The sequence below is a fragment of the Galbibacter pacificus genome (genome assembly GCF_029603165.1).
GTDB classification, from domain to species: Bacteria; Bacteroidota; Bacteroidia; order Flavobacteriales; family Flavobacteriaceae; genus Galbibacter; species Galbibacter pacificus.
The window spans coordinates 145,415-166,780 of record NZ_JAQSVC010000006.1 but is presented as its reverse complement, the minus strand read 5'-3'; the positions used below and the strand labels follow the sequence as shown (position 1 = coordinate 166,780).

Sequence of the window (21,366 nt, the reverse complement as noted above, 5' to 3'; positions counted from 1 at the left end):
TCACTATTTGAGGTTTCAGGTTCACAGGTTCAAACTTAAAGGCTCTTTTCCTTTTCCCCTAATAACAATTAACCATTAACAAATAACAATTCCCTAATCCCTTTTCACTAACAACTATTATCTAATAACATTTATCTGCTGTAATTGGGAGCTTCTTTTGTAATAGTTACATCGTGCGGATGGCTTTCATGAATTCCGCTTGAAGTAATCTTTACAAAACGTCCTTTGCTTTTTAATTCTTCTATACTGCCTGCTCCGCAATATCCCATTCCGGCACGAAGCCCGCCAATAAACTGATGCATGCTTTCAAACAGCTCTCCTTTGTATGGTACTCGTCCTACAATTCCTTCTGGCACAAGTTTCTTCAAATCGTCTTCCACATCTTGAAAATACCTGTCTTTACTTCCGTGCTGCATTGCTTCCACAGAACCCATTCCACGATATGATTTGTATTTTCTTCCGTCGTAAATAATGGTTTCTCCAGGCGATTCTTTGGTGCCGGCCAAAAGCGAACCAAGCATTACACAATCGGCACCTGCGGCTATGGCTTTGGGTATATCGCCTGTATAGCGTATACCACCATCGGCAATAACAGGTATCCCGGTGCCCTTAAGTGCGGCCGCTACTTCCAATACTGCGGAAAACTGCGGAAAGCCAACACCCGCAACCACTCGTGTTGTACATATAGAACCAGGACCGATACCAACTTTTACGGCATCGGCTCCATTTTCAACTAAATATTTGGCCGCTTCGGGGGTTGCAATATTACCTACTACTACTTCTAGGTCGGGAAATTCTTTTTTTACTTCTTTTAAAATAGTAACAACACCTCTTGTATGCCCGTGTGCGGTATCGATTACCACGGCGTCTACTCCAGCGTGTACCAATGCCCTTGCCCTGTCCAGTGCATCACCGGTAACGCCAATGGCTGCGGCAACGCGCAAGCGTCCAAAAACATCCTTATTTGCTATTGGTTTTTGGGTAAGTTTTGTAATATCCCTAAAAGTAATAAGACCAATTAGCTTGTTGTCTTTGGAGACCACCGGGAGTTTTTCAATTTTGTGCTGCTGTAATATTCCTTCGGCATCTTCCAAAGAGGTCCCTTCGGCAGCAGTTACCAAGTTTCCGCTGGTCATCACTTCAATTATGGGCCGGTCGTTGTCCCTTTCAAAACGTAAGTCCCTATTGGTTACAATTCCTTTTAAGTAGCCTTCATCATCTACAATGGGAATTCCGCCTATACTATGCTCCCGCATGCTGTTTTTGGCATCTTCCACCTTGGCATTTAAGGAAAGTGTTACAGGATCTATAATCATCCCGCTTTCAGCACGCTTCACCTTTCTAACCTTGAGCGCCTGCTGTTCAATGGTCATGTTTTTGTGCAGAACGCCAATCCCGCCTTCTCTGGCAATAGCAATTGCCATCCTACTTTCGGTAACGGTGTCCATTGCCGCAGAGACGATTGGAACGTTGATTTGTATGTTTTTTGTGAATTTTGTTTGAATGCTAACCTCGCGTGGTAATACTTCAGAGTAGTTCGGAACGAGTAGCACATCGTCGTAAGTTAAACCTTCGCCAACAAACTTTGCATTGTGAGCTTCCATATTGCAACTTCTAATTTAGTTGCACACAAATATACTGCTTTTTTCAGTAAGAATTAAGCCGATTTTCATTTTATGAATATCTTAACTTAATCAATAAAATAACGGTTTAAACTTCAATAAAAACTTTAAAAAATATGGTTTTTAATGATAATTATCGAAAATCTTGATAGCTTCGTTGTAGACACTTTCAAAACTCATGGCATTTATATTGGTATTTGCCTTGACGGCATTGGCATACGAAAGTAATTTTTCGGTGGGCATGTTTCCCGTAAGCTCATCGGCTGCCATGGGGCAACCACCAAATCCTTGAATGGCCCCGTCAAAGCGCCTACACCCGGCATTGTATGCGGCATTGACCTTTTCATGCCAACTTTGGGGCGTTGTATGCAAATGTGCGCCAAATTCAATCTTGGGGTATCTGGGAATTAAATTAGAGAACAAATAGTGAATGGTTTCGGGAGTTGAAGAACCAACAGTATCTGAAAGCGAGAGGATTTTTATGCCCATTGATGCAAGTTTTTCGGTCCACTTTCCTACAATTTCCACATTCCATGGGTCTCCATACGGGTTACCAAATCCCATGGACAAATAAGCAACCACTTCTTTTCCGGATTTAGTGGCATTTTCTAAAATTTCTGATAAAATATCTACGCTCTCTGCAATGGTTTTGTGTGTATTGCGCATCTGAAAGTTTTCGGAAATTGAAAACGGGTACCCCAAATAATCTATTTCGGGAAATTTACAGGCATCTTCTGCCCCACGAACGTTTGCCACTATTGCCAAAAGCTTGCTTTGGGTTTTGGACAAGTCCAGTTTGGAAAGCACCTGTGCGGTATCTACCATTTGCGGAATGGCCTTTGGGGAAACAAAACTTCCAAAATCTACCGTATGAAAACCGCAGCGCAATAGTGCCTGAATATACTGCGCTTTCTTTTCGGTAGGAATAAAGGCCTTTATTCCCTGCATTGCATCCCTTGGGCATTCTATAATTTTTACCGCTTCCATTTATTACGTGGCAATCAGTTTTATTTTTTCATCGGTTAATTTTGTAAAGCTAGTAATAATTATGTCGGCAGGCGATAAATCCTGATTTCCCGAATTCGGGTTCTTATAGCCAATGCATGTCATTTTGGCTGCCTTGGCGGCCCTCACCCCGTTATAGCTATCTTCTATAACCACAAATTTATCTGGGCTAACGCCATACTCATTGGCTACTTTTAAAAAAATATCCGGAAAAGGTTTGCTCCTCTCTATATTTTCCCCACTTATTAAATAATCAAAATAGCTTCTTATTTCTAGTTGGTCAATAAATAAATTTATCAATTTTAATGGAGAAGATGAAGCCAGGGAAATTGATATCCCCATTTTTTTCAATCTTAAAAGTAAATCTATCACACCCGGAACCGGGGCTATTTTTCTTTTGCCCATTTCAATAAACAAAAACTCCTTATGAAAGTTCATTAGCTCGCGGGCGTTTGTTTCGATACTGAAATCGGTCCGGATTTTTTCCCACATGGGAATTGCCGCCATCCCTACTAAAGTATGATGATATGCTACTGAAAATTCTAGGTTAAGTTCCTGAAAAACTTTATTTAATATTTCTTGATGCACCGGTTCACTGTCTACTATGACCCCGTCCATATCGAAGATAAAATGATTTTTAGTCAAAATTAATTACGTTTAAATCAAAGGTAAACATCCTCTATTGCTTACACAAGTGTTTTTAAATGGGCAATAAAGGATAATTAAGTTATAAAAAGGACAAAGAATAAAACGTTACTTTAATAAAAGGAAGGCTGCTATCCCCATAAAAACCACTATTTGAAGCCATTTTAGTACCAATCCGGTATTTTTATGTTGTTTTAAATATATAGAAATACGTCCGGCCAAAATTGCTATAAAAGCAAAAATAATAAAGGAAACCACTATAAATATGGCTCCAAGAATATAAAATTGCCATACACTATTCATTGAATCGCTAAATAGGAACCCCGGAAAAAAAGCCAGAAAAAAAATAGAGACCTTGGGATTGAGCACATTCATAAAAAAACCTTGAACAAAAAGCGACTTGTATGTTTTTTTCGGGACATGCCCTTCCCCCAATTGAATATGGGCATTGCCTTTAAAAACTTTATAGGCCAAAAACAACAAATAACCGGCACCAACAACCTTTAAACCCGTAAATAAAAATGGAGACTGCTTAATAAGTACCGAAACCCCAAAAGCCACCAAACTGGTATGCACAACACACCCCGACATTAAGCCAAAAACAGTAGCCAAGCCACTTTTTACGCCATGGACCATGCTTTGCATTAACACATATATATTGTCTGGCCCGGGAGCAAACGCCAAGGCCGCTGTAGCCAATACAAATGCATATAGAATTTCTAAATTCAACAACTACGATTTTAAAATAGTCTTATTGATTTTTTTTACCAATGACGGACCTTCATATATAAATCCGGTATAAATCTGTACCAACGATGCCCCTGCATCTAATTTTTCCAGAGCATCTTTTGCCGAATGAATTCCACCCACACCAATAATCGGGAATGACTTATTGCTTTTTTCGGACAAAAAGCGAATTACCTCTGTAGCTCTTCGTGCAAGCGGCACCCCACTCAAGCCTCCGTTTTCTTTTTTATTTTCAGAAGCAAGCCCTTCCCTGGAAATTGTTGTGTTTGTAGCAATAACCCCTGCTATTTTGGTTTCGTTCACAATAGCAATTATGTCCAGTAATTGATTGTTGGTCAAGTCTGGTGCTATTTTTAAAAGTATTGGCTTAGTCTTTTCTTTCCCCCGGTTTATTTCCTGAAGTGTTTGTAACAACTTGGTTAACGGCTCCTTGTCCTGAAGTTCGCGTAAATTTGGAGTATTGGGAGAGCTTACGTTCACAACAAAATAGTCCACATAAGGGTATAACGCCTCAAAACAAATTTTATAATCATCTACAGCATTTTCATTGGGAGTATTTTTATTCTTGCCAATGTTCCCGCCAATTAAAACCCCTTTATTTTTCTTTAAGCGATCAACAGCTTCCTGCACCCCGCCATTGTTGAACCCCATCCTGTTAATAATGGCCTTGTCGCTTTTTAATCTAAACAGCCTTTTTTTAGGATTTCCGGGCTGTCCTTTTGGGGTTAAGGTCCCTATTTCTACAAAACCAAATCCAAAATTATGCAATTCGTTGTACAGTTTGGCATCTTTATCAAAACCGGCGGCCAAGCCTACCGGGTTTTTAAATTTTAATCCAAAGACCTCTCGTCCCAATTTTTTATTATCCAAACAATAAATAGCCCTTGTTATTGCAGAAGCACCGGGAATTTTGTTCAGAAATTTAATTATGGAAAATGTAAAATAATGCACTTTTTCCGGATCGAACTGAAAAAGAATAGGCCTTATAAGTAATTTATACATGAAAAATGCTTGTTTGCGCAAAAATACTTGAAAGTTAAAAACTATGCCTTATTTTTTTCTTTATATTTTTTTGACTATCGGGGTTTAAGCTTCACAAAAAAACAACAACCCCATAAAAAACTTACGCAGCCAGCCAGCCCATTAAACCCAGTCTTCCCTTTTGGCCAATTCTTTTATATGCGCAAAATGATGCCTGCAATGCCAATCGTAAATTCCAATTAACTGCTTCAGCGATATTTCGGCTTTAGATTCCGGATGTATAAAAGTTCGGTTTAATTGCTTCGCTGTTAAATCTTTCAGCATGTATGCCCATCGCTTGTGCAAAGATTCTATCAAACTCAAGGAAAGATCAATATCTGCATGCGCTCCATCATCCAAAAGCGCCCATCTATCTTCATGGTATGCTTTTATGGTCGGTTTTTCCTCGGTAAGTGTCCATTTAAAACGCACATAACTGTTTATATGGCTATCGGCCAGATGGTGTATAACCTGACGTACTGTCCATCCGCCCGGCCTGTATGGCGTATCGAGCTGAAGGTCGTCAAAATCCTCCACCAGGCTTTCCAGCTTATCGGGGAAAAACTCAATGGTCTTGATCCACTTTTGTATGTCTTTTGAAGTAATATTGTCGGGAATTGTAAATTTCCCGATTGGATATTTTAGTTTTTCTAGCGCTTCAGTAGTCATGCGCCAAATATAAAAAATCCTGTTACACCAAGATGCAACAGGACCTTAAATTGTTATAATAATTTTATTATTTAACGTTTACCAGCTCAACATCAAAAATAAGTGTTGCATTTGGGGGGATTATACCTCCGGCGCCTCTTGAGCCGTAACCTAAATGAGCAGGAATTACAAAACGGGCTTTATCGCCTACCTGAAGCAAGGCAATCCCTTCGTCCCAACCAGAAATTACCTGACCAGCACCCAAAGTAAAATCTATTGGCTGGTTTCTGCTGTAGGAAGAATCGAAAACCTGGCCGTTTTCCAGTTGTCCTTTGTAATGAACCGAAACCGTTTTTCCTTTTTCGGCTTTTGCACCATTTCCTTTTTGAATCATTTTATATCTCAATCCGCTTTCGGTCTTTTCAAACCCGGCGGCCAATTTTTCCAATGCTTCTTCAGCCTTGGCCTTTTCGGCGGCTATTCTTTTTTCTCTTTCGCCTTCAAAGGTCCTAAACGCTTCAATGGCATTCCAATTTTTGGCTTCTTCACCTATACGGATAACCTCAACACTCTCCAATTTATCTCCCTGCTGTACGGCATCTACAATTTCCTGCCCTTTTTCAACAAACCCAAAAACGCTGTGCTTGTCGTCAAGCCATGGAGTTTCAACGTGTGTAATAAAAAATTGCGACCCGTTTGTTCCCGGTCCGGCATTTGCCATAGACAGTACGCCGGGCCTGTTATGCCTTAGTTCTGGATGAAATTCGTCGTCAAATTTATAACCTGCGTCGCCTGTACCGGTTCCCAACGGGCAGCCTCCTTGAATCATAAAGTCGTTTATTACCCTATGGAAAGTAAGTTCGTCGTAGTATGGTTTTCCTTGTGGTTTTACACTATTTTCCATGTTTCCTTCGGCCAGGGCCACAAAATTACCAACTGTTCCCGGGGTTTTGTCGTAAGTTAATTTTACAAGAATTTCTCCTTTTGAAGTATTAAACTTTGCATAAATGCCGTTTTCCATATCTTTCTAAAATCTATTAATGTTTAAAAAAGTCTAAAAAAAAACGCTCCACAAAATAGCAGAGCGTTTATAAATTATAGTATAAAACCAGATTATTAAAGAGCGTTCACTCCTTTAGTTAATCCAGATTTTAGGTTTCCAGCCTTATTGGCATGGATAATATTCTTCTTTGCTAATTTGTCTATCATACCAATTACAGAAGGTAATAAAGTTTCTGCTTCTTTTTTATCTTCAGTAGCACGTAATTTCTTGATAGCGTTACGTACAGTTTTATGTTGATATTTATTTCTTAGACGAACTGCTTCGTTTCTTCTGATTCTTTTTAATGCCGACTTGTGATTTGCCATCTCTCTAAACTTAAATTTTTTAAAAAAATGTAGAAATTACTTCTACTTTTATCATTATTTTTAAAGTAGTCCGTAGGGGAATCGAACCCCTGTTACCAGGATGAAAACCTGGCGTCCTAACCCCTAGACGAACGGACCAAAATACTCTTTTTCAAGAGTTACGGTAAAAACCGTGTATGTCAAATTGAACTTAATTTTAGTAGTCCGTAGGGGAATCGAACCCCTGTTACCAGGATGAAAACCTGGCGTCCTAACCCCTAGACGAACGGACCATTTTTTTCTCAATTGCGGATGCAAAAATACAACTATTTTTAAATCATACAATACCTGTAAATATTTTTTTTGGATTTTTTTGGATTAATACGCTTTGGCAAACAATACGCGCCGCTCTGAAGGCTTACCAGAATAGACACACTGCCCTTTTTCAGCTTTGGCATCTATAGGAATACAACGTATGGTTGCCTTGGTTAACTCTTTAATTTTATCCTCGGTTTGGGCGGTTCCGTCCCAATGCGCTGATAAAAATCCGCCTTTTGTTTCTAAAAGCTTTTTAAATTCCTCAAAAGTATCAACCTCGGTAATATGTGCATCTCTATATTCTTGTGCTTTTTTATATACGCTTTCCTGAATTTCCTCAAGCAGCCCTTGTATCTTTTCAACAACAGCTTCAGCGGCAACGGTTTCTTTGGTAAGGGTATCCCTTCGGGCAACTTCATATGTGTTGTTTTCCATGTCGCGCATCCCCAAGGCAAGTCGAACCGGGACCCCTTTCAATTCATATTCATTAAATTTCCAGCCCGGTTTGTAGGTATCCCTATCGTCGTATTTAACTGTAATGCCTTTAGAACGGAGTTCCTTCAGCAAAGGTTTTACTTTTTCGGTAATGGCATTTAATTGTTCTTCTCCTTTATGTATGGGCACAATTACCACTTGTATAGGTGCCAATTTTGGCGGCAGCACCAATCCGTTATCATCACTATGTGTCATGATAAGGGCTCCCATCAACCGTGTTGAAACCCCCCAGGAGGTTGCCCAAACATAGTCCTGCTTCCCTTCTCTGTTGGCATATTTTACATCGAAAGCTTTGGCGAAATTCTGACCCAAAAAATGAGATGTTCCTGCCTGCAAAGCTTTTCCGTCCTGCATCAAGGCTTCAATACAATAGGTTTCCAAGGCCCCGGCAAAGCGCTCGCTATCTGTTTTCACTCCTTTTATTACGGGAACCCCCATAAAATCTTCGGCAAATTCGGCATAGACATTCATCATCTGCTCGGCTTCGCGCACTGCTTCGTCTTTGGTTTCGTGGGCGGTATGCCCTTCCTGCCATAAAAATTCGGCAGTTCTTAAAAATAAGCGGGTCCGCATTTCCCAACGCACCACATTAGCCCATTGATTCACCAATATTGGCAGATCTCTGTACGATTGCACCCATTTTTTATACGTATCCCAAATAATGGTTTCCGATGTGGGCCTTACAATAAGTTCTTCTTCCAGTTTTGCATCTGGGTCTACAACCACCCCGCTACCATCTTCGGCATTTTTTAACCGGTAATGGGTTACCACGGCACACTCTTTGGCAAACCCCTCCACATGATCGGCTTCTTTGCTTAAATATGATTTTGGAATGAATAATGGGAAATATGCATTTTGATGCCCTGTTTCCTTGAACATCCTGTCCAGTTCGGCCTGCATTTTCTCCCAGATTGCATATCCATATGGTTTAATCACCATACACCCCCGAACAGCCGAGTTCTCAGCCAAATCGGCCTTAACAACCAATTCATTATACCACTTTGAATAATCTTCGCTTCTCTTAGTTAAATTCTTACCCATTATTTGTAGTTTGGCACAAAACTTGCACCTTAGTTAAATGTAATAAATAGTTTGACAAAACTAACTATTTTTGTTATGTTCAACAATAAATATTTGCAATGATGAAAACACTATACTTTTTTAAAAAAATAAAGGCTTTTACGGCCGTTTTGATCATTGGAATCCTTGTAGCTTCGTGCGGTTCTTATGAACAGGCATCTTATTATGACAGAGACGGAATCTATAATGACGATATTGCTTATTACGACGATACGCAAGCACCCAATGATAAAAAACAAGACGAAACAACCGAAAATGTGGTTGTTACCGATTATGAGACCTATTTTAACAGCAGGTCCCAAATGTTGGATAACGCTATAGAATACCAAGAACAAAACGACGTTTTTACCGATGTTGATGGATATTCCAGCTCTCAAGTAGACAGCACAGATGTTACCCAGGAATATGCACTAAACTACAACTCCGGAAATCCCGGCTGGGGAGAAAACCCGGAAAAAACAATAGTTAATGTATACAACAACAGTTGGGGCGGTTATTACGGTGGCTACTACGGCGGATGGTACGACCCGTTCTGGGGACCTTATTATGGTGGCTGGTATGGAGGCGCCGGATGGTACGGACCCGGATGGGGAATTAGCTGGGGTTGGGGATACAACTCATGGTACGGCCCCTACGGACCTTATTATGGTGGCGGATGGTACAGACCAGCATATTATCCTTATTATTACGGACACCGCTATGCATATACAAACTCAAGAAGAGGGTACTACGGAAGAACTACAGCCGCTGTTTCCAGAAGCAGCCAAGCAACAAGGCGTAGCAGTACAAGTGCCAGGACTTCCAGAGGGTATTCTAGAAATGCAAACGCAACCAGAAGCAGCAGAAGCTCTATAAGCCGAAACGGCTATTCAAATAGTGCACGGGTTGGTGTTGACCGCGATAGGTACACCAGGTCTTCGGGATACTCAAGAGGCGATAATTCTAGAAATTCAAATTCCAACTATTCAAGATCATCCTCAAATAGTAGTAGAAATAATTCTGGTTATTCAAGATCGTCGAGTTCCTCCAGAAGCAACTCCAGCTACTCAAGGTCATCAAGCTCATCCCGTAGCAGCTCCTATTCAAGACCTTCGACTAGCAGAAGTAGTAGCTCTTATTCAAGATCGAGCGGTGGAAGCAGGTCTTCTGGCGGTAGCTCAAGAAGTTCAGGCGGTAGAAGAGGCGGAAGATAAAAAAAACAACAATGTCTTGGGCTTACTTAAGCTCAAGACATTATTATATTAAATTTTACCTAAGCGTATAATTTAACGGCAATCAAACAACATAAAATAAGTTTTACTGCATTCTCAACTTTTAAACAATCAAATGAAAAATAGAGTTTTATTAATAGCGACCTTGTTCGTCGGCGTGATAGCCTTTGCGCAAAACAGAAACGATGTCGTGCTGTACGGAAACGACAACTTAAACGGTACGGCCCGTTTTCAAAGTATGAGCGGAGCCTTTGGTGCCCTTGGTGGGGATATGTCTTCCATCAATATCAATCCGGCAGGTTCGGCCGTGTTCACAAATACATTGTTCACTATTTCAGCAGCCAATTATCATGTAAAAAATGACACACGCTATTTTAACGGGGACAGCAATACCGATTTTTCCAATTTAAGGCTTAACCAAATTGGGGGTACCTTGGTATTCAACAATGGAAACACCAATTCTCCGTGGAAAAAATTTACCATGGCTTTTAATTATGAACTGAGCAATAATTATGAAAATGAATATTATGCCATTGGAGATGGAAATACCTCTATTGCGCAGTACTTCCTCAACAATGCAAACGGGTTTGCAGTGGGCGATTTAGAGCCTATTAACAACGAAACCATAACAGATGCCTATGTAAATATTGGTTACGATTTGGGGTACAGTGCACAACAAGGTTTTCTCGGGTACCAAAATTATGTTATAGACCCGGCCACGATGGACAATCCAGATGAAACAAACTATATTTCCAATGCCAAATTCTCTAACGGAATAGGCCAAGAGCAATTAGTGGTTACCTCGGGCTTTAACAGCAAGTACACGCTTAATTTTGCCTCTCAGTATTCCGACAATATTTATCTTGGTTTTGGGTTAAATTTCCATAGTCTGGAAAGGACAAAAAATACCCAATTTGATGAATATGGTTACGACAGCGATTCCAAACTTCAATATGTACAGTTTGACAACGAATTGTTTACCTACGGAAACGGATTCTCGTTTAATATAGGTGGAATAGCCAAGTTGAACGATATTGTTCGTGTGGGGGCCAGCTATCAATCGCCTACATGGTATACAATGACAGACGAACTTTTTCAAAGGATCAATACCGATTATTATGCCGATCCAAACGATGCAAACACAACTTATTCTGAAGCAACCCCAAATTCAACTATAGTTTTCCCAGATTATAAAATTCAAATTCCGGGTAAATATACCGGGAGTGCCGCCTTTATTTTTGGCCAGTCGGGGCTTTTAAGTGTAGATTACAGCTATCAAGATATGTCCAATGCTAAGATAAAACCTACAACCGACCCCTATTTTGCCGAAGAAAACAGAGCGATGGAAGAATTGTTCCAAGATGTTTCGACCATTAGGGTTGGTGGCGAGTACCGTATAAAAAACCTAAGCCTAAGAGGCGGATACCGATACGAAGGAAGCCCATACAAAGACGAATTTACAATGGGCGAACTCAATGGTTACTCTCTAGGGATAGGCTATAATTTTGGCCCAACAAAACTGGACCTTGGTTTTAGCCAAGCATTTCGCGATTATAATGTCTCTTTATATGACACCGGACTTACCTCTACGGCTGCAATAGACAATAAAAACACAAATGTTACCTTATCGTTTACGTTTAATATGTAAATTAAGCACAAAAAAACCTATCAATACAAAGGGTTATTTTTATCTTGGCTATACCACCAATAAATATATAGAGAAAAGCAACTTTTAACTAATAAAAAATTTCTTGAAACCGGCAAAAGTTTCCATATAATTCAACTTTTTTATTATCTTCGCTAAAGTATGACGACAAATATGCTGAATGAAACCAAAATTTGAGATAGTTTTTCTTGAACAAGCAATTGACTTCATGTCCAAATTGGATACTAAGGCAAAAAAGAAAATCTATTATAATTTGGATAAAGCTAAACTAGAAAATGACCCTAAATTGTTTAAGAAACTAACTGACGAAATTTGGGAATTTAGAACACTTTATCAAGGAATTCAATACAGACTCTTTGCTTTTTGGAATAAAACAGATAAAACCGAAACACTAGTGTTATCTACTCACGGAATGGTAAAAAAAGTTAGTAAAGTTCCAAAGTCAGAAATTGAAAAAGCATTGAAAATTAGAGCTGAATATTTCGACGAATAATTTAAAATTATGGCAACAAAAAATAAAAAGATAAAAATGATGACACTTGACCAAATGAAGGACAAGGACATTGGAAAAGTTGGAACACCAGAACGAGATAAATACGAATTTGACTTGCAAATGGAAGTACTTGGAGATATGATAAGATCTGTCCGAAAAGAACGAAATTTGACTCAAGAGCAACTCGGAGAATTAATTGGTGTTCAAAAATCACAAATCTCTAAACTGGAACGAAATACAAAAAATGTGACTATCGAAACAATTTTAAAAGTTTTTAGAGCTTTAAAAGCAAACGTTCGATTTAGTGTCGAAATGAATGAATCGGAATTTAAAGTTGTATAAATAATTGCGGGCGAAAATTTAACAAGTGTATTTCCCGCAATCAATTAACATTGTTTGTAGGCAGACGTTTTCCGTTGGAAAAGTCTTCAACTAATTACACACGAACGTAATAAAAATATGTTGAACTCCTATTAATTAAGGAAAATTAGGCGGAAAAAGACAATGCAGAAATTACTTCCCTAATAACGCTACGTGGTAAATCCGGGTTATCTCCTCCCCGGCCTTACTGGTTACTTTTTCTTCTTTTTGGTCGATTTTCAATAATTTAAACGGAGAGCCCAAGGCAAGTACCTCCATATCATCGGCACTGTATAAAGCAAATAATTCTTTTACAAAAGGAAGTTGCTGCATAAAAGTCTTATCGGCAAAACTAATGCTAAAATGCCCGCCGGGTTTTAATACACGATATACTTCTTCTAGAAATTCTTGTGGATTTTTCCAAAAATACACCGTGTTGACAGTAAATATTTTATTAAAAAAATTAGCTTCAAAAGGCATATTGACCCCATTGTACAAACAAAAGGAAACTTGATCTTTAAAAGGCAGGGCGTTTTTAATGGCTTCATTATGCATCGATTCAGAAATATCGATCCCGAAATATCGAAGTCCGTTAGCCTCATGCATCAAATTGCCTACATGCTTGCCATTTCCATGCCCTATTTCCAAAATATTGCATTCATCATAAATTTCAAGGGCATTTATGGCTGCCAATGTCATTCCTATATTGGTTGCATGCATGGCTTCGCCCATTTCTATGCCTTTTTCCCCTTTTGGGCAAAAAAGCTGTGCTTCAATCTCAGAGAGTTTTTCTTCTTCAATATTCATCTTAAGTATTTAAAATTCAAAATATTAAATTTAACCGTTACATAATGTACTCTCCATTAATGCTTTTAACCGGCGCTGGAATGTTGGTTTCCTTTAATGCTTCGAGAAGGTTAATTTCTATGGTCCTCGTTATTTGGTCAAGTGGAATCCCCGTTGGAATATTCTCGAACGGGTTTAACAGTGCCATTCCTATTTTATGGGTAGTCAAGAATATATAGCCCACCAATATACCTATCATAATAGACCATGCCCCCATTTCGTCTACCGAAGACCATGTTACGCTTATAATGAATATCCAGATGAACACCCGTGTATAAAAATTGTAGGTGGTAGGAAACACGGTATTCTTTATGCGTTCGGACATTCCCATTTCATCACAAAAATTAATAAGCATTTTATTGAATTCCAAAAACTTAAATCCGTCAATAGCATCTTGATTTCTAAGCTTTTCCAAATCTTCGGACTGCAAGTTTAAAATGGCGTTTGATTTGTTTGATTCTTTTTCGACCGCTATTATATCTTCTTTAGAAAGGTATGCCCTGTAATCTTGAAAATTAGAATTTCTTAAATTGTCCTTCAAAGCATATAAAAAAGCTATGTGGCGGTACACCATTGTATGCTTCAAGGTGTGCAAATCTACTCTATCTGCCGCCGGGGCTTCTTTTACGTAATAAATAATTTGCCTGGCCCAAGAACGGGAGTCGTTTACCAGAGAGCCCCATATTTTTCGTGCTTCCCACCAGCGGTCGTATGCCTGGTTATTGTTAAAACCAATGAAAAAAGCCAAGGCAGTACCCAAAATGGTCGGGATAATGCTGGAAACCAATATGGAATCGAACAAATGAATGGATTCTATGTATTTATAAAAAAAATAAGCGGCAACACATGCAATAATCTCAAAGAGAAAATGCCTCCATGTTCCGCTTAAAATTCTATAAACGTTTACTTTTTTAGAAATAAGCATTTACTATAAGTTTTTAATACTTATAAATATAATACTTCTTTCACAATTATACTTCACGATTGATTTGCTAAATAACCCGGTAGGCTTTTTTTTACGATTTCCTCCCATCCTGCCACAAAATTTTCGCGGGAAAGATCGCTGCCGGCATCCATAAAGTTTTCTATACCGCTATGCTTTAACCGCACCAAAGTTTTACCGTCTTGGGCTGCAAGTTGCCAACTTACAATGGAAACGCCATTGGAGTACTCGGGGTAGCTCCAACTGTAGCGTATCCGTTTTTCGGGAACAATATCTATAATTCGGCATACGTGTTTAAAATTAGTGCCATTGGGCTCGTAAAAATAAAACTCGTTTCTTTCGCGCAATTCAAAATTATTTACGGTAAAATACCAATTTTTCATTTTTTCGGGCACCGTAAGTGCTTCCCATACGCTTTTAACAGTTGCGTTAACTATAGTTTCTACAATAATTGTTTGATCTTTCATTCTTTATTCTTTTAATGAAATATCAGTTTAGGGCATTATCTTTTTAGGGTGAAATTACTTTTATAAATTTTTAATTCATTGTCTGCATTGGTAAACTCCAACCGAAACCAATAATCAGATGAAGGCATCATTTTTCCGTTGTAAGTTCCGTCCCATCCTATGGCGACGGTTGCTAATTGTTTCAATAATTTACCATAACGATCAAAAATAAAAACACGTCCCGTTGTATTTCCTTCCAACCCGACCACGTTCCACGTATCGTGTATGCCATCGCCATTTGGGGTGAAAAACTTTGGATACCCAGATACCATTACCGGGATTTCTGCCGTTCCGCATCCGCTAATATGGTTTATGGTAACAGTGTTTAAACCCACGGGGACATTTTTAAAATAACCGGATTCTTGAAAATTGCCATCGTTTAGTTGAAATTGATATTCACTGGCATCTTCAACGCTTATATCTATGGTATTATTGTTAGAAAATTCCACAAGGTCTATATTGGTAACAACAGGCGTATTTACAGGCAAAAATTCGAGTTCTACCTCATCGTATTCAGAAAAACCCTGCGGATAAATTGCCTCTACCCTGTATATACCATTTGAAGCAGCTTCATAAGTTGGACCGGTAGCCCCTGCAATAACGGTAAAATCATCGGTTCCATTATCGGGTGTACTGTCTACCGACCATCTATATGTGCTTGCGTTCTCGAAAGTCCCGTCAAGGATATAGGTTTCCCCTTCACATAAAACCTCTTCCGGCTCCTGCAAAAGATTGGGCACTAAAGAACAATCTAAGGCCTGGTTGCTACCAGAAAAAACATTTCCGGTAAATTCCAACTGAAAACCATTGGACTCCCCAAAATAGCTGTTCACCAAAAGTAGATATTCTTCGCCTTCCTGCACCTGCATAAACGGGGCATACGTAACGGTTTGGGTGCCCGTGGCCGGGTTAATCCCTACCCCCGTATAATCGTTATCGTTTATAAAATCTATGGCAATATTAGAAATTCCGCAATCTACCAAAGTACCATCGTTGCCAACTGGATTCCCCAAACTGCCACAAACCGGATTGGGGCCATATACCGCAAAATCAAGGTCCTGCCCCGCTTCATTTGGCAATATGTTAAATCCTAATTGTCCGGTAGCCGTTGCCCTAAAACGAAACCATACAGCGTTAGATTCTATGCCGTCGTTCTGTCCCTGCAATAAACATCCGCTTTGGGTAGCACCGTTAAAATCGTCTGTTCCGGCGCCATTTAAAACGCCGCTGTTGAGTATATCCTTGCATATAGGAACGGCATCAATACAATCTGGAGAAATAGATTGTGAAAAAATTTGAAAGTTTCCTATAAAAAATACAACTAAAAAGCATGGGGCTATTATCTTCATTTGTATTGGTTGGTACAGATTGAAAGTTAATAAATAAATAAAATGATTGCAACTTACTACAATATTAACGTTAATAGGGCATAAATATGTATCTTTGCTGTCAATTTTTTATTGATAGTAACATTGTTTACAATTAACATACGGCTATAGTCCCCGGTGTAGTTGACAGCAATAAAAAATATATTTTAAAGAACTGATAATGATTTAATTAAGAAAAGTCATTAACAGACTTTAAAACAAATAAAATTACTTATGAAAATAGATAAAGCTTTAGAAGATCACTTTGAAGAATTAGGAAACGATCATGCATCATCTGCAGCTGAAACTCCCATGAGGCCAGATGCCTTTGATATTTCAGATGACGAAAAAATAGAACAAATAGAATCCCAGGTATACAATATCATGGAGACTTTGGGGCTCGACCTTACAGACGACAGTCTTCGCGGTACCCCAAGAAGGGTTGCAAAAATGTTTGTTAAAGAAATTTTTTCTGGACTACATCCAGACAGGAAACCTAAAGCTTCTACGTTTTCCAACAAATACAAATATGGCGAAATGCTCGTTGAAAAAAACATTACGGTTTATTCTACATGCGAGCACCATTTATTGCCCATCGTTGGCCGTGCCCATATAGCGTATATTTCTAACGGAAATGTTGTAGGGCTTTCCAAAATGAACCGTGTTGTGGATTATTTTGCAAAAAGACCACAAGTACAGGAACGTATGACCATGCAAATTGTACAAGAATTACAAAAAGTTTTGGGCACAAAAGATGTTGCTTGCGTTATCGATGCAAAACACCTTTGTGTAAACTCGCGTGGGATAAGGGATATTGAAAGCAGTACCGTTACCGCAGAATTTGGCGGCAAATTTAAAGACCAGGCAGTGCGCAGGGAATTTTTGGACTACATAAAACTCGATACGGAATTTTAAGGAAAATTGAATAACCAAAACTATTTGCAAATTGGCAATGATTAATTTTAGGGTTATTATTGCCATACTAAAAGAAAACAGCCCGCATACATGTTATTTAAAGATCAAGAATTAAAAGTTTACAATTCGCTTACAGGAGAAAAAGAAATATTTAAGTCTATTACAGAAGGATATGTTGGCATGTACGTTTGCGGACCCACCGTATACAGCAATGTACATTTAGGAAATGTAAGGACTTTTATGTCTTTTGATATGATTTTTAGGTACCTTAAGCATTTAGGCTACAAAGTGCGGTATGTTAGAAATATTACCGATGCCGGGCATTTGGAGAACGATGCAGACCAAGGGGAAGACAGGATTGCAAAAAAAGCGCGTCTGGAGCAAATAGAACCCATGGAAGTTGTACAGCGCTACACGGTAGATTTTCATAACACGCTCAATAAATTCAATAATTTACCACCCAGCATTGAACCAACGGCCACCGGGCACATTATTGAACAGATCGAAATAATAAAAGAAATACTCGATAACGGCTTTGCCTACGAAGTAAATGGTTCGGTTTATTTTGATGTTTTAAAATTTAACGAAACAAACGAATACGGAAAATTAAGCAAGCGTAAGGTTGAAGACCTTATCCATAACACCCGCGAAACCGCCGGTCAGTCCGAAAAGAAAAACCCGCAGGACTTTGCCCTTTGGAAAAAAGCAGAACCTCAGCACATTATGCGCTGGCCTTCGCCATGGAGCGATGGTTTCCCTGGATGGCACCTTGAATGTACCACCATGAGCACCAAATATTTGGGCGAGCAATTTGATATCCACGGCGGGGGCATGGACTTAAAATTTCCACACCACGAATGCGAAATAGCACAAGCTGAAGCCTCTACGGGGAAAACACCCGTTAATTATTGGTTGCACGCCAATTTACTTACCTTAAACGGCAAGAAAATGGCAAAATCTACCGGGAACAATATATTGCCCAATGAAATATTTTCGGGCGATAACGATATTTTAAGCAAACCATTCTCCCCGGCAGTAACCCGTTTTTTCATGTTGCAAGCACATTACAGAAGTATTTTAGACTTTGGTAACGATGCCTTATTGGCTTCAGAAAAAGGGTTTAACCGATTAATGGATGCATACCATATGTTAGACTCCTTGGCAACGGGAGCTACGTCATCTTTTAACGTACAGGAATGGAAACAAAGTTGCTACGATGCAATGAACGACGATTTTAACACCCCTATACTCATTGCAAATTTATTTGAAGCCGTAAAACAGGTTAATTTAATAAAAGAAGAAAAAGCTTCCATTTCTGCCGAAGACCTTAAAGTTGTAAAAGAATCCATGCAGGCCTTTATTTTTGATGTTCTTGGCTTGCAAGACGAAAGAAGTGCCCAAGACAATTCTTCTGATAAATTAACAGGAACCATCGAGCTCCTTATACAGTTAAGGGCCGAAGCCAGGGCCAACAAGGATTTTGCAACTTCAGATAAAATCAGGGACGAACTGGCCTCCCTTGGAGTACAGCTTAAGGATGGAAAAGATGGCACTACTTTTAGTTTGAATTAATTGTTCGTTGATAATTGATAGTTGATAAGTGTTAATGGTTAATTGTTGAATTTATAAATCTTTGAAACTTGAAACCTTTGAACCTTTGAACTTTAAAAATTGTTTAAAAAAATCATTATAGCTCCTTTTATTTTTCTGGTGCGGGTGTACCAAACGGTTATTTCGCCGTTAACCCCTGCCACGTGCCGCTATACCCCTACATGCTCGCAATATACGGTTGAGGCTTTAAAAAAGCACGGCCTGTTTAAAGGTGGTTGGTTGGCCGTAAAAAGAATTGCCAATTGCGGCCCTTGGGGAGGTTCTGGCTATGATCCGGTTCCTTAAAATCTCTGAATTTTACTTTTTTATTGTTTCTTCACAAACTTTGTAAGTATCACAATCATTTGCCCTGCCACCTTTCCTTCTATTTGTTCATGATTGTCGTGAACTAATCTAATATTTCTAACAGCTGTTCCAATTTTTGCGTTTAGTGAAGATCCTTTCACATCCAAATCTTTTATAAGCGTTACAGTATCGCCATTTTGAAGGATATTGCCATTGCTGTCTTTATGCAACTGGATGCTTCCGTCATTTAAATGATCTCCAGATGCTTTTGCCCATTCCAACACATCATCTTCAAGGTATATCATATCCAGTGCACCGGCTGCCCAGCTTTCGTTTCTAAAACGGTTCAACATTCGCCAAGAAACCACTTGTACGGCAGGAATTTCGCTCCACATGGACATCGGTAAAATCTTTTCCCAAAATGCACTGTCCGGTTCTCCCCTTTTTTCTATTTGATCAAGGCATTTTTTTGTAATCAAAATAGCGTTTATGTCGTTGCTTTTATTGCTAAATGGAACTTCATAAACAACTAAATCGTTTGTACTACCACTTAATTCGCATGTATTTCCACTTCTTTCCTTTAAAAAGTCTTCCTGTTTCATAAATTCATATTATATTCTACAAAAATATAACATTGCGTTTATAGTGGCTCTCATATATCAATATAAATTTTAACCGTACATAAATTGACTTCAACCCATGCCCCTAAACTTTGTATCTTTGCACTATAAAATTTTCATCAATGGAATTAAATAAAATCCCACAAATAAAACATACCGATAAAAGCAACTTTTTTTTATTGGCCGGGCCATGTGCCATTGAAGGCGAAGACATGGCGCTTAAAATTGCCGAAAGAGTAGTTTCCGTTACCGATAAGCTACATATTCCTTATGTATTTAAAGGAAGTTTTAAAAAGGCCAATCGTAGCCGAATTGACTCTTTTACGGGAATTGGCGACGAAAAAGCCCTGAAAATCCTTAGAAAAGTATCCGAAACATTCAATGTCCCCACCATAACAGACATCCATGAAGTAAACGATGCCACTATGGCCGCCGAATATGTCGATATTTTACAAATTCCCGCTTTTTTGGTGCGTCAAACCGACCTTGTGGTTGCCGCCGCCAGTACGGGAAAGACCATCAATTTAAAAAAGGGCCAGTTTATGAGCCCCGAAAGCATGAAGCATGCCGTACAAAAAGTATTGGACTGTAATAACGAACAAGCCATTATTACTGACCGCGGAACCATGTTTGGCTATCAGGACATGATTGTAGATTTTCGCGGTATTCCAACCATGAAACAATATGCCCCCGTTGTACTGGACGTTACCCACTCCTTGCAACAGCCCAATCAAAGCAGTGGTGTTACCGGTGGAAGACCCGAATTAATTGGCACCATTGCCAAGGCTGGAATTGCGGCCGGGGTTGATGGATTGTTTATGGAAACCCACTTTGATCCTGCCAATGCAAAAAGTGACGGTGCCAATATGCTTCACCTCGATTATATAGAAAAACTGCTAACGCATTTAACAGAAATTAGGCAAATTATATACAAACAGAAATAAAAAATAGAATTTATTCCTTGTATATATTCTTATATTCTCTTATATTAAGCAAATTATTAATTTTAATCTAAATTAAATGCATAATATGAGAGAATATTTACAACCTTTTACCGATAAGGTTTTAGAATTTTTGCCTAGCATGGTAGGTGCCGTTTTGGTTTTACTTATCGGATGGCTTATTGCGAGGGGAGTTAAGGCTGTAGTTGTCATGCTTCTTAAAAAAACTACTGTCGACGATAAATTACTCGCAAAAACAGACATAGGAGACACCAATAAATTTATTGGCAACATATTTTATTATGTCATCATGATTATTGTAATTATGGTGGTCCTTGAACTATTGGGCGTAAGCAAAGTATTATCCCCATTAGAGCGTATGGTTGCACGTATACTTAGCTTTATACCTAATTTAATAGCAGCCTTTTTAATTGGTTTTGCGGGTTATTTACTGGCAAAATTTGTATCGAACCTTATTAACCTCGGCGGAACATTTTTGGATAAGATCATAGAAAAAACAGGGTTTAAAGACACCGATAGCCTTATTAACATAATCCAAAAAGTAATTTTCATTCTTATTTTAATTCCTTTTTTGATTCAAGCTTTAAATTCTTTGGGAATAAAGGCAATATCAAGGCCGGCAAACAATATACTTAACCAGTTTACGGTATAATT

General features: G+C 38.8%; 23 protein-coding genes and 2 tRNA genes. 9 read left to right on the top strand and 16 right to left on the bottom strand.

Annotated features, from left to right (window positions below; all coding sequences use genetic code 11):
* Positions 1 to 131: 131 nt before the first annotated feature.
* From guaB to proS, 11 genes are all read right to left on the bottom strand, one after another.
* Positions 132 to 1,604, bottom strand: coding sequence for an IMP dehydrogenase (guaB, locus tag PSF86_RS15695; RefSeq protein ID WP_277901041.1), 1,473 nt, complete (start codon positions 1,602 to 1,604; stop codon positions 132 to 134).
* A gap of 141 nt (positions 1,605 to 1,745) precedes the next feature.
* Positions 1,746 to 2,609, bottom strand: a complete 864-nt coding sequence (locus PSF86_RS15690; RefSeq protein WP_277901040.1) for a hydroxymethylglutaryl-CoA lyase — start codon at positions 2,607 to 2,609, stop codon at positions 1,746 to 1,748.
* 3 nt (positions 2,610 to 2,612) lie between these two features.
* A complete protein-coding gene (locus PSF86_RS15685; RefSeq protein ID WP_277901039.1) occupies positions 2,613 to 3,272 on the bottom strand; it encodes an HAD family hydrolase in 660 nt (219 codons plus the stop codon).
* A gap of 108 nt (positions 3,273 to 3,380) precedes the next feature.
* On the bottom strand, positions 3,381 to 4,001 hold the full coding sequence (locus PSF86_RS15680) for a LysE family translocator (protein WP_277901038.1): 621 nt from the start codon (positions 3,999 to 4,001) through the stop codon (positions 3,381 to 3,383).
* A gap of 3 nt (positions 4,002 to 4,004) precedes the next feature.
* Positions 4,005 to 5,021 (bottom strand): quinone-dependent dihydroorotate dehydrogenase, encoded by a 1,017-nt coding sequence (locus tag PSF86_RS15675; protein WP_277901037.1) that lies wholly within the window; start codon positions 5,019 to 5,021, stop codon positions 4,005 to 4,007.
* Positions 5,022 to 5,162: 141 nt separating this feature from the next.
* Positions 5,163 to 5,708 (bottom strand): YfiT family bacillithiol transferase, encoded by a 546-nt coding sequence (locus tag PSF86_RS15670; RefSeq protein WP_277901036.1) that lies wholly within the window; start codon positions 5,706 to 5,708, stop codon positions 5,163 to 5,165.
* Positions 5,709 to 5,775: 67 nt separating this feature from the next.
* Positions 5,776 to 6,708, bottom strand: a complete 933-nt coding sequence (locus PSF86_RS15665) for a peptidylprolyl isomerase (RefSeq protein ID WP_277901035.1) — start codon at positions 6,706 to 6,708, stop codon at positions 5,776 to 5,778.
* Between the two features lie 95 nt (positions 6,709 to 6,803).
* The gene (rpsT, locus tag PSF86_RS15660) at positions 6,804 to 7,055 is read right to left on the bottom strand and encodes a 30S ribosomal protein S20 (protein ID WP_277901034.1); all 252 of its coding nucleotides are present in this window, start codon (positions 7,053 to 7,055) and stop codon (positions 6,804 to 6,806) included.
* 66 nt (positions 7,056 to 7,121) lie between these two features.
* Positions 7,122 to 7,193, bottom strand: a tRNA-Glu gene (locus PSF86_RS15655).
* 62 nt (positions 7,194 to 7,255) lie between these two features.
* A tRNA-Glu gene (locus PSF86_RS15650) sits at positions 7,256 to 7,327 on the bottom strand.
* An 85-nt stretch (positions 7,328 to 7,412) separates the two neighbouring features.
* Positions 7,413 to 8,888, bottom strand: coding sequence for a proline--tRNA ligase (gene proS, locus PSF86_RS15645; RefSeq protein ID WP_277901033.1), 1,476 nt, complete (start codon positions 8,886 to 8,888; stop codon positions 7,413 to 7,415).
* A 98-nt stretch (positions 8,889 to 8,986) separates the two neighbouring features.
* Here proS and PSF86_RS15640 point away from each other — a divergent pair, with 98 nt between their 5' ends.
* From PSF86_RS15640 to PSF86_RS15625, 4 genes are all read left to right on the top strand, one after another.
* Positions 8,987 to 10,120 (top strand): hypothetical protein, encoded by a 1,134-nt coding sequence (locus PSF86_RS15640; RefSeq protein ID WP_277901032.1) that lies wholly within the window; start codon positions 8,987 to 8,989, stop codon positions 10,118 to 10,120.
* A gap of 133 nt (positions 10,121 to 10,253) precedes the next feature.
* Positions 10,254 to 11,786, top strand: a complete 1,533-nt coding sequence (locus PSF86_RS15635; protein ID WP_277901031.1) for an OmpP1/FadL family transporter — start codon at positions 10,254 to 10,256, stop codon at positions 11,784 to 11,786.
* Between the two features lie 178 nt (positions 11,787 to 11,964).
* Positions 11,965 to 12,297 carry a type II toxin-antitoxin system RelE/ParE family toxin gene (locus tag PSF86_RS15630; RefSeq protein WP_277901030.1) on the top strand — a complete coding sequence of 111 codons (333 nt, stop codon included), beginning with the start codon at positions 11,965 to 11,967 and terminating at the stop codon, positions 12,295 to 12,297.
* A 9-nt stretch (positions 12,298 to 12,306) separates the two neighbouring features.
* Positions 12,307 to 12,639 (top strand): helix-turn-helix domain-containing protein, encoded by a 333-nt coding sequence (locus tag PSF86_RS15625; protein WP_277901029.1) that lies wholly within the window; start codon positions 12,307 to 12,309, stop codon positions 12,637 to 12,639.
* A 171-nt stretch (positions 12,640 to 12,810) separates the two neighbouring features.
* Here PSF86_RS15625 and PSF86_RS15620 read toward each other — a convergent pair whose 3' ends face one another.
* From PSF86_RS15620 to PSF86_RS15605, 4 genes are read right to left on the bottom strand one after another with little or no spacing between them, the layout of a single operon-like run.
* The gene (locus tag PSF86_RS15620) at positions 12,811 to 13,464 is read right to left on the bottom strand and encodes a class I SAM-dependent methyltransferase (RefSeq protein WP_277901028.1); all 654 of its coding nucleotides are present in this window, start codon (positions 13,462 to 13,464) and stop codon (positions 12,811 to 12,813) included.
* A 37-nt stretch (positions 13,465 to 13,501) separates the two neighbouring features.
* Positions 13,502 to 14,428, bottom strand: coding sequence for a bestrophin family protein (locus PSF86_RS15615; protein ID WP_277901027.1), 927 nt, complete (start codon positions 14,426 to 14,428; stop codon positions 13,502 to 13,504).
* Between the two features lie 53 nt (positions 14,429 to 14,481).
* Entirely contained in the window at positions 14,482 to 14,913 is a 432-nt protein-coding gene (locus tag PSF86_RS15610; protein WP_277901026.1) for an SRPBCC family protein, read from the bottom strand.
* A gap of 35 nt (positions 14,914 to 14,948) precedes the next feature.
* On the bottom strand, positions 14,949 to 16,301 hold the full coding sequence (locus PSF86_RS15605; protein WP_277901025.1) for a T9SS type B sorting domain-containing protein: 1,353 nt from the start codon (positions 16,299 to 16,301) through the stop codon (positions 14,949 to 14,951).
* Positions 16,302 to 16,553: 252 nt separating this feature from the next.
* On the opposite strand from PSF86_RS15605, the gene folE reads away from it, so the two are divergent.
* The 3 genes from folE to yidD all read left to right on the top strand — a co-directional run bounded on the left by folE (position 16,554) and on the right by yidD (position 19,130).
* A complete protein-coding gene (gene folE / locus PSF86_RS15600) occupies positions 16,554 to 17,234 on the top strand; it encodes a GTP cyclohydrolase I FolE (RefSeq protein ID WP_277901024.1) in 681 nt (226 codons plus the stop codon).
* 90 nt (positions 17,235 to 17,324) lie between these two features.
* Complete coding sequence (cysS, locus tag PSF86_RS15595; RefSeq protein ID WP_277901023.1) at positions 17,325 to 18,806, top strand: cysteine--tRNA ligase; 1,482 nt, start codon at positions 17,325 to 17,327, stop codon at positions 18,804 to 18,806.
* A 99-nt stretch (positions 18,807 to 18,905) separates the two neighbouring features.
* Positions 18,906 to 19,130: a membrane protein insertion efficiency factor YidD gene (yidD, locus tag PSF86_RS15590; protein ID WP_277901022.1), complete on the top strand. Its 225-nt coding sequence runs from the start codon at positions 18,906 to 18,908 to the stop codon at positions 19,128 to 19,130.
* A gap of 20 nt (positions 19,131 to 19,150) precedes the next feature.
* Here yidD and PSF86_RS15585 read toward each other — a convergent pair whose 3' ends face one another.
* On the bottom strand, positions 19,151 to 19,732 hold the full coding sequence (locus PSF86_RS15585) for a PhnA domain-containing protein (protein ID WP_277901021.1): 582 nt from the start codon (positions 19,730 to 19,732) through the stop codon (positions 19,151 to 19,153).
* 140 nt (positions 19,733 to 19,872) lie between these two features.
* Here PSF86_RS15585 and kdsA point away from each other — a divergent pair, with 140 nt between their 5' ends.
* Both kdsA and PSF86_RS15575 read left to right on the top strand, forming a co-directional pair.
* Positions 19,873 to 20,694 (top strand): 3-deoxy-8-phosphooctulonate synthase, encoded by an 822-nt coding sequence (gene kdsA, locus PSF86_RS15580; RefSeq protein ID WP_277901020.1) that lies wholly within the window; start codon positions 19,873 to 19,875, stop codon positions 20,692 to 20,694.
* Between the two features lie 85 nt (positions 20,695 to 20,779).
* A complete protein-coding gene (locus PSF86_RS15575) occupies positions 20,780 to 21,364 on the top strand; it encodes a mechanosensitive ion channel (protein WP_277901019.1) in 585 nt (194 codons plus the stop codon).
* Positions 21,365 to 21,366: the final 2 nt, after the last annotated feature.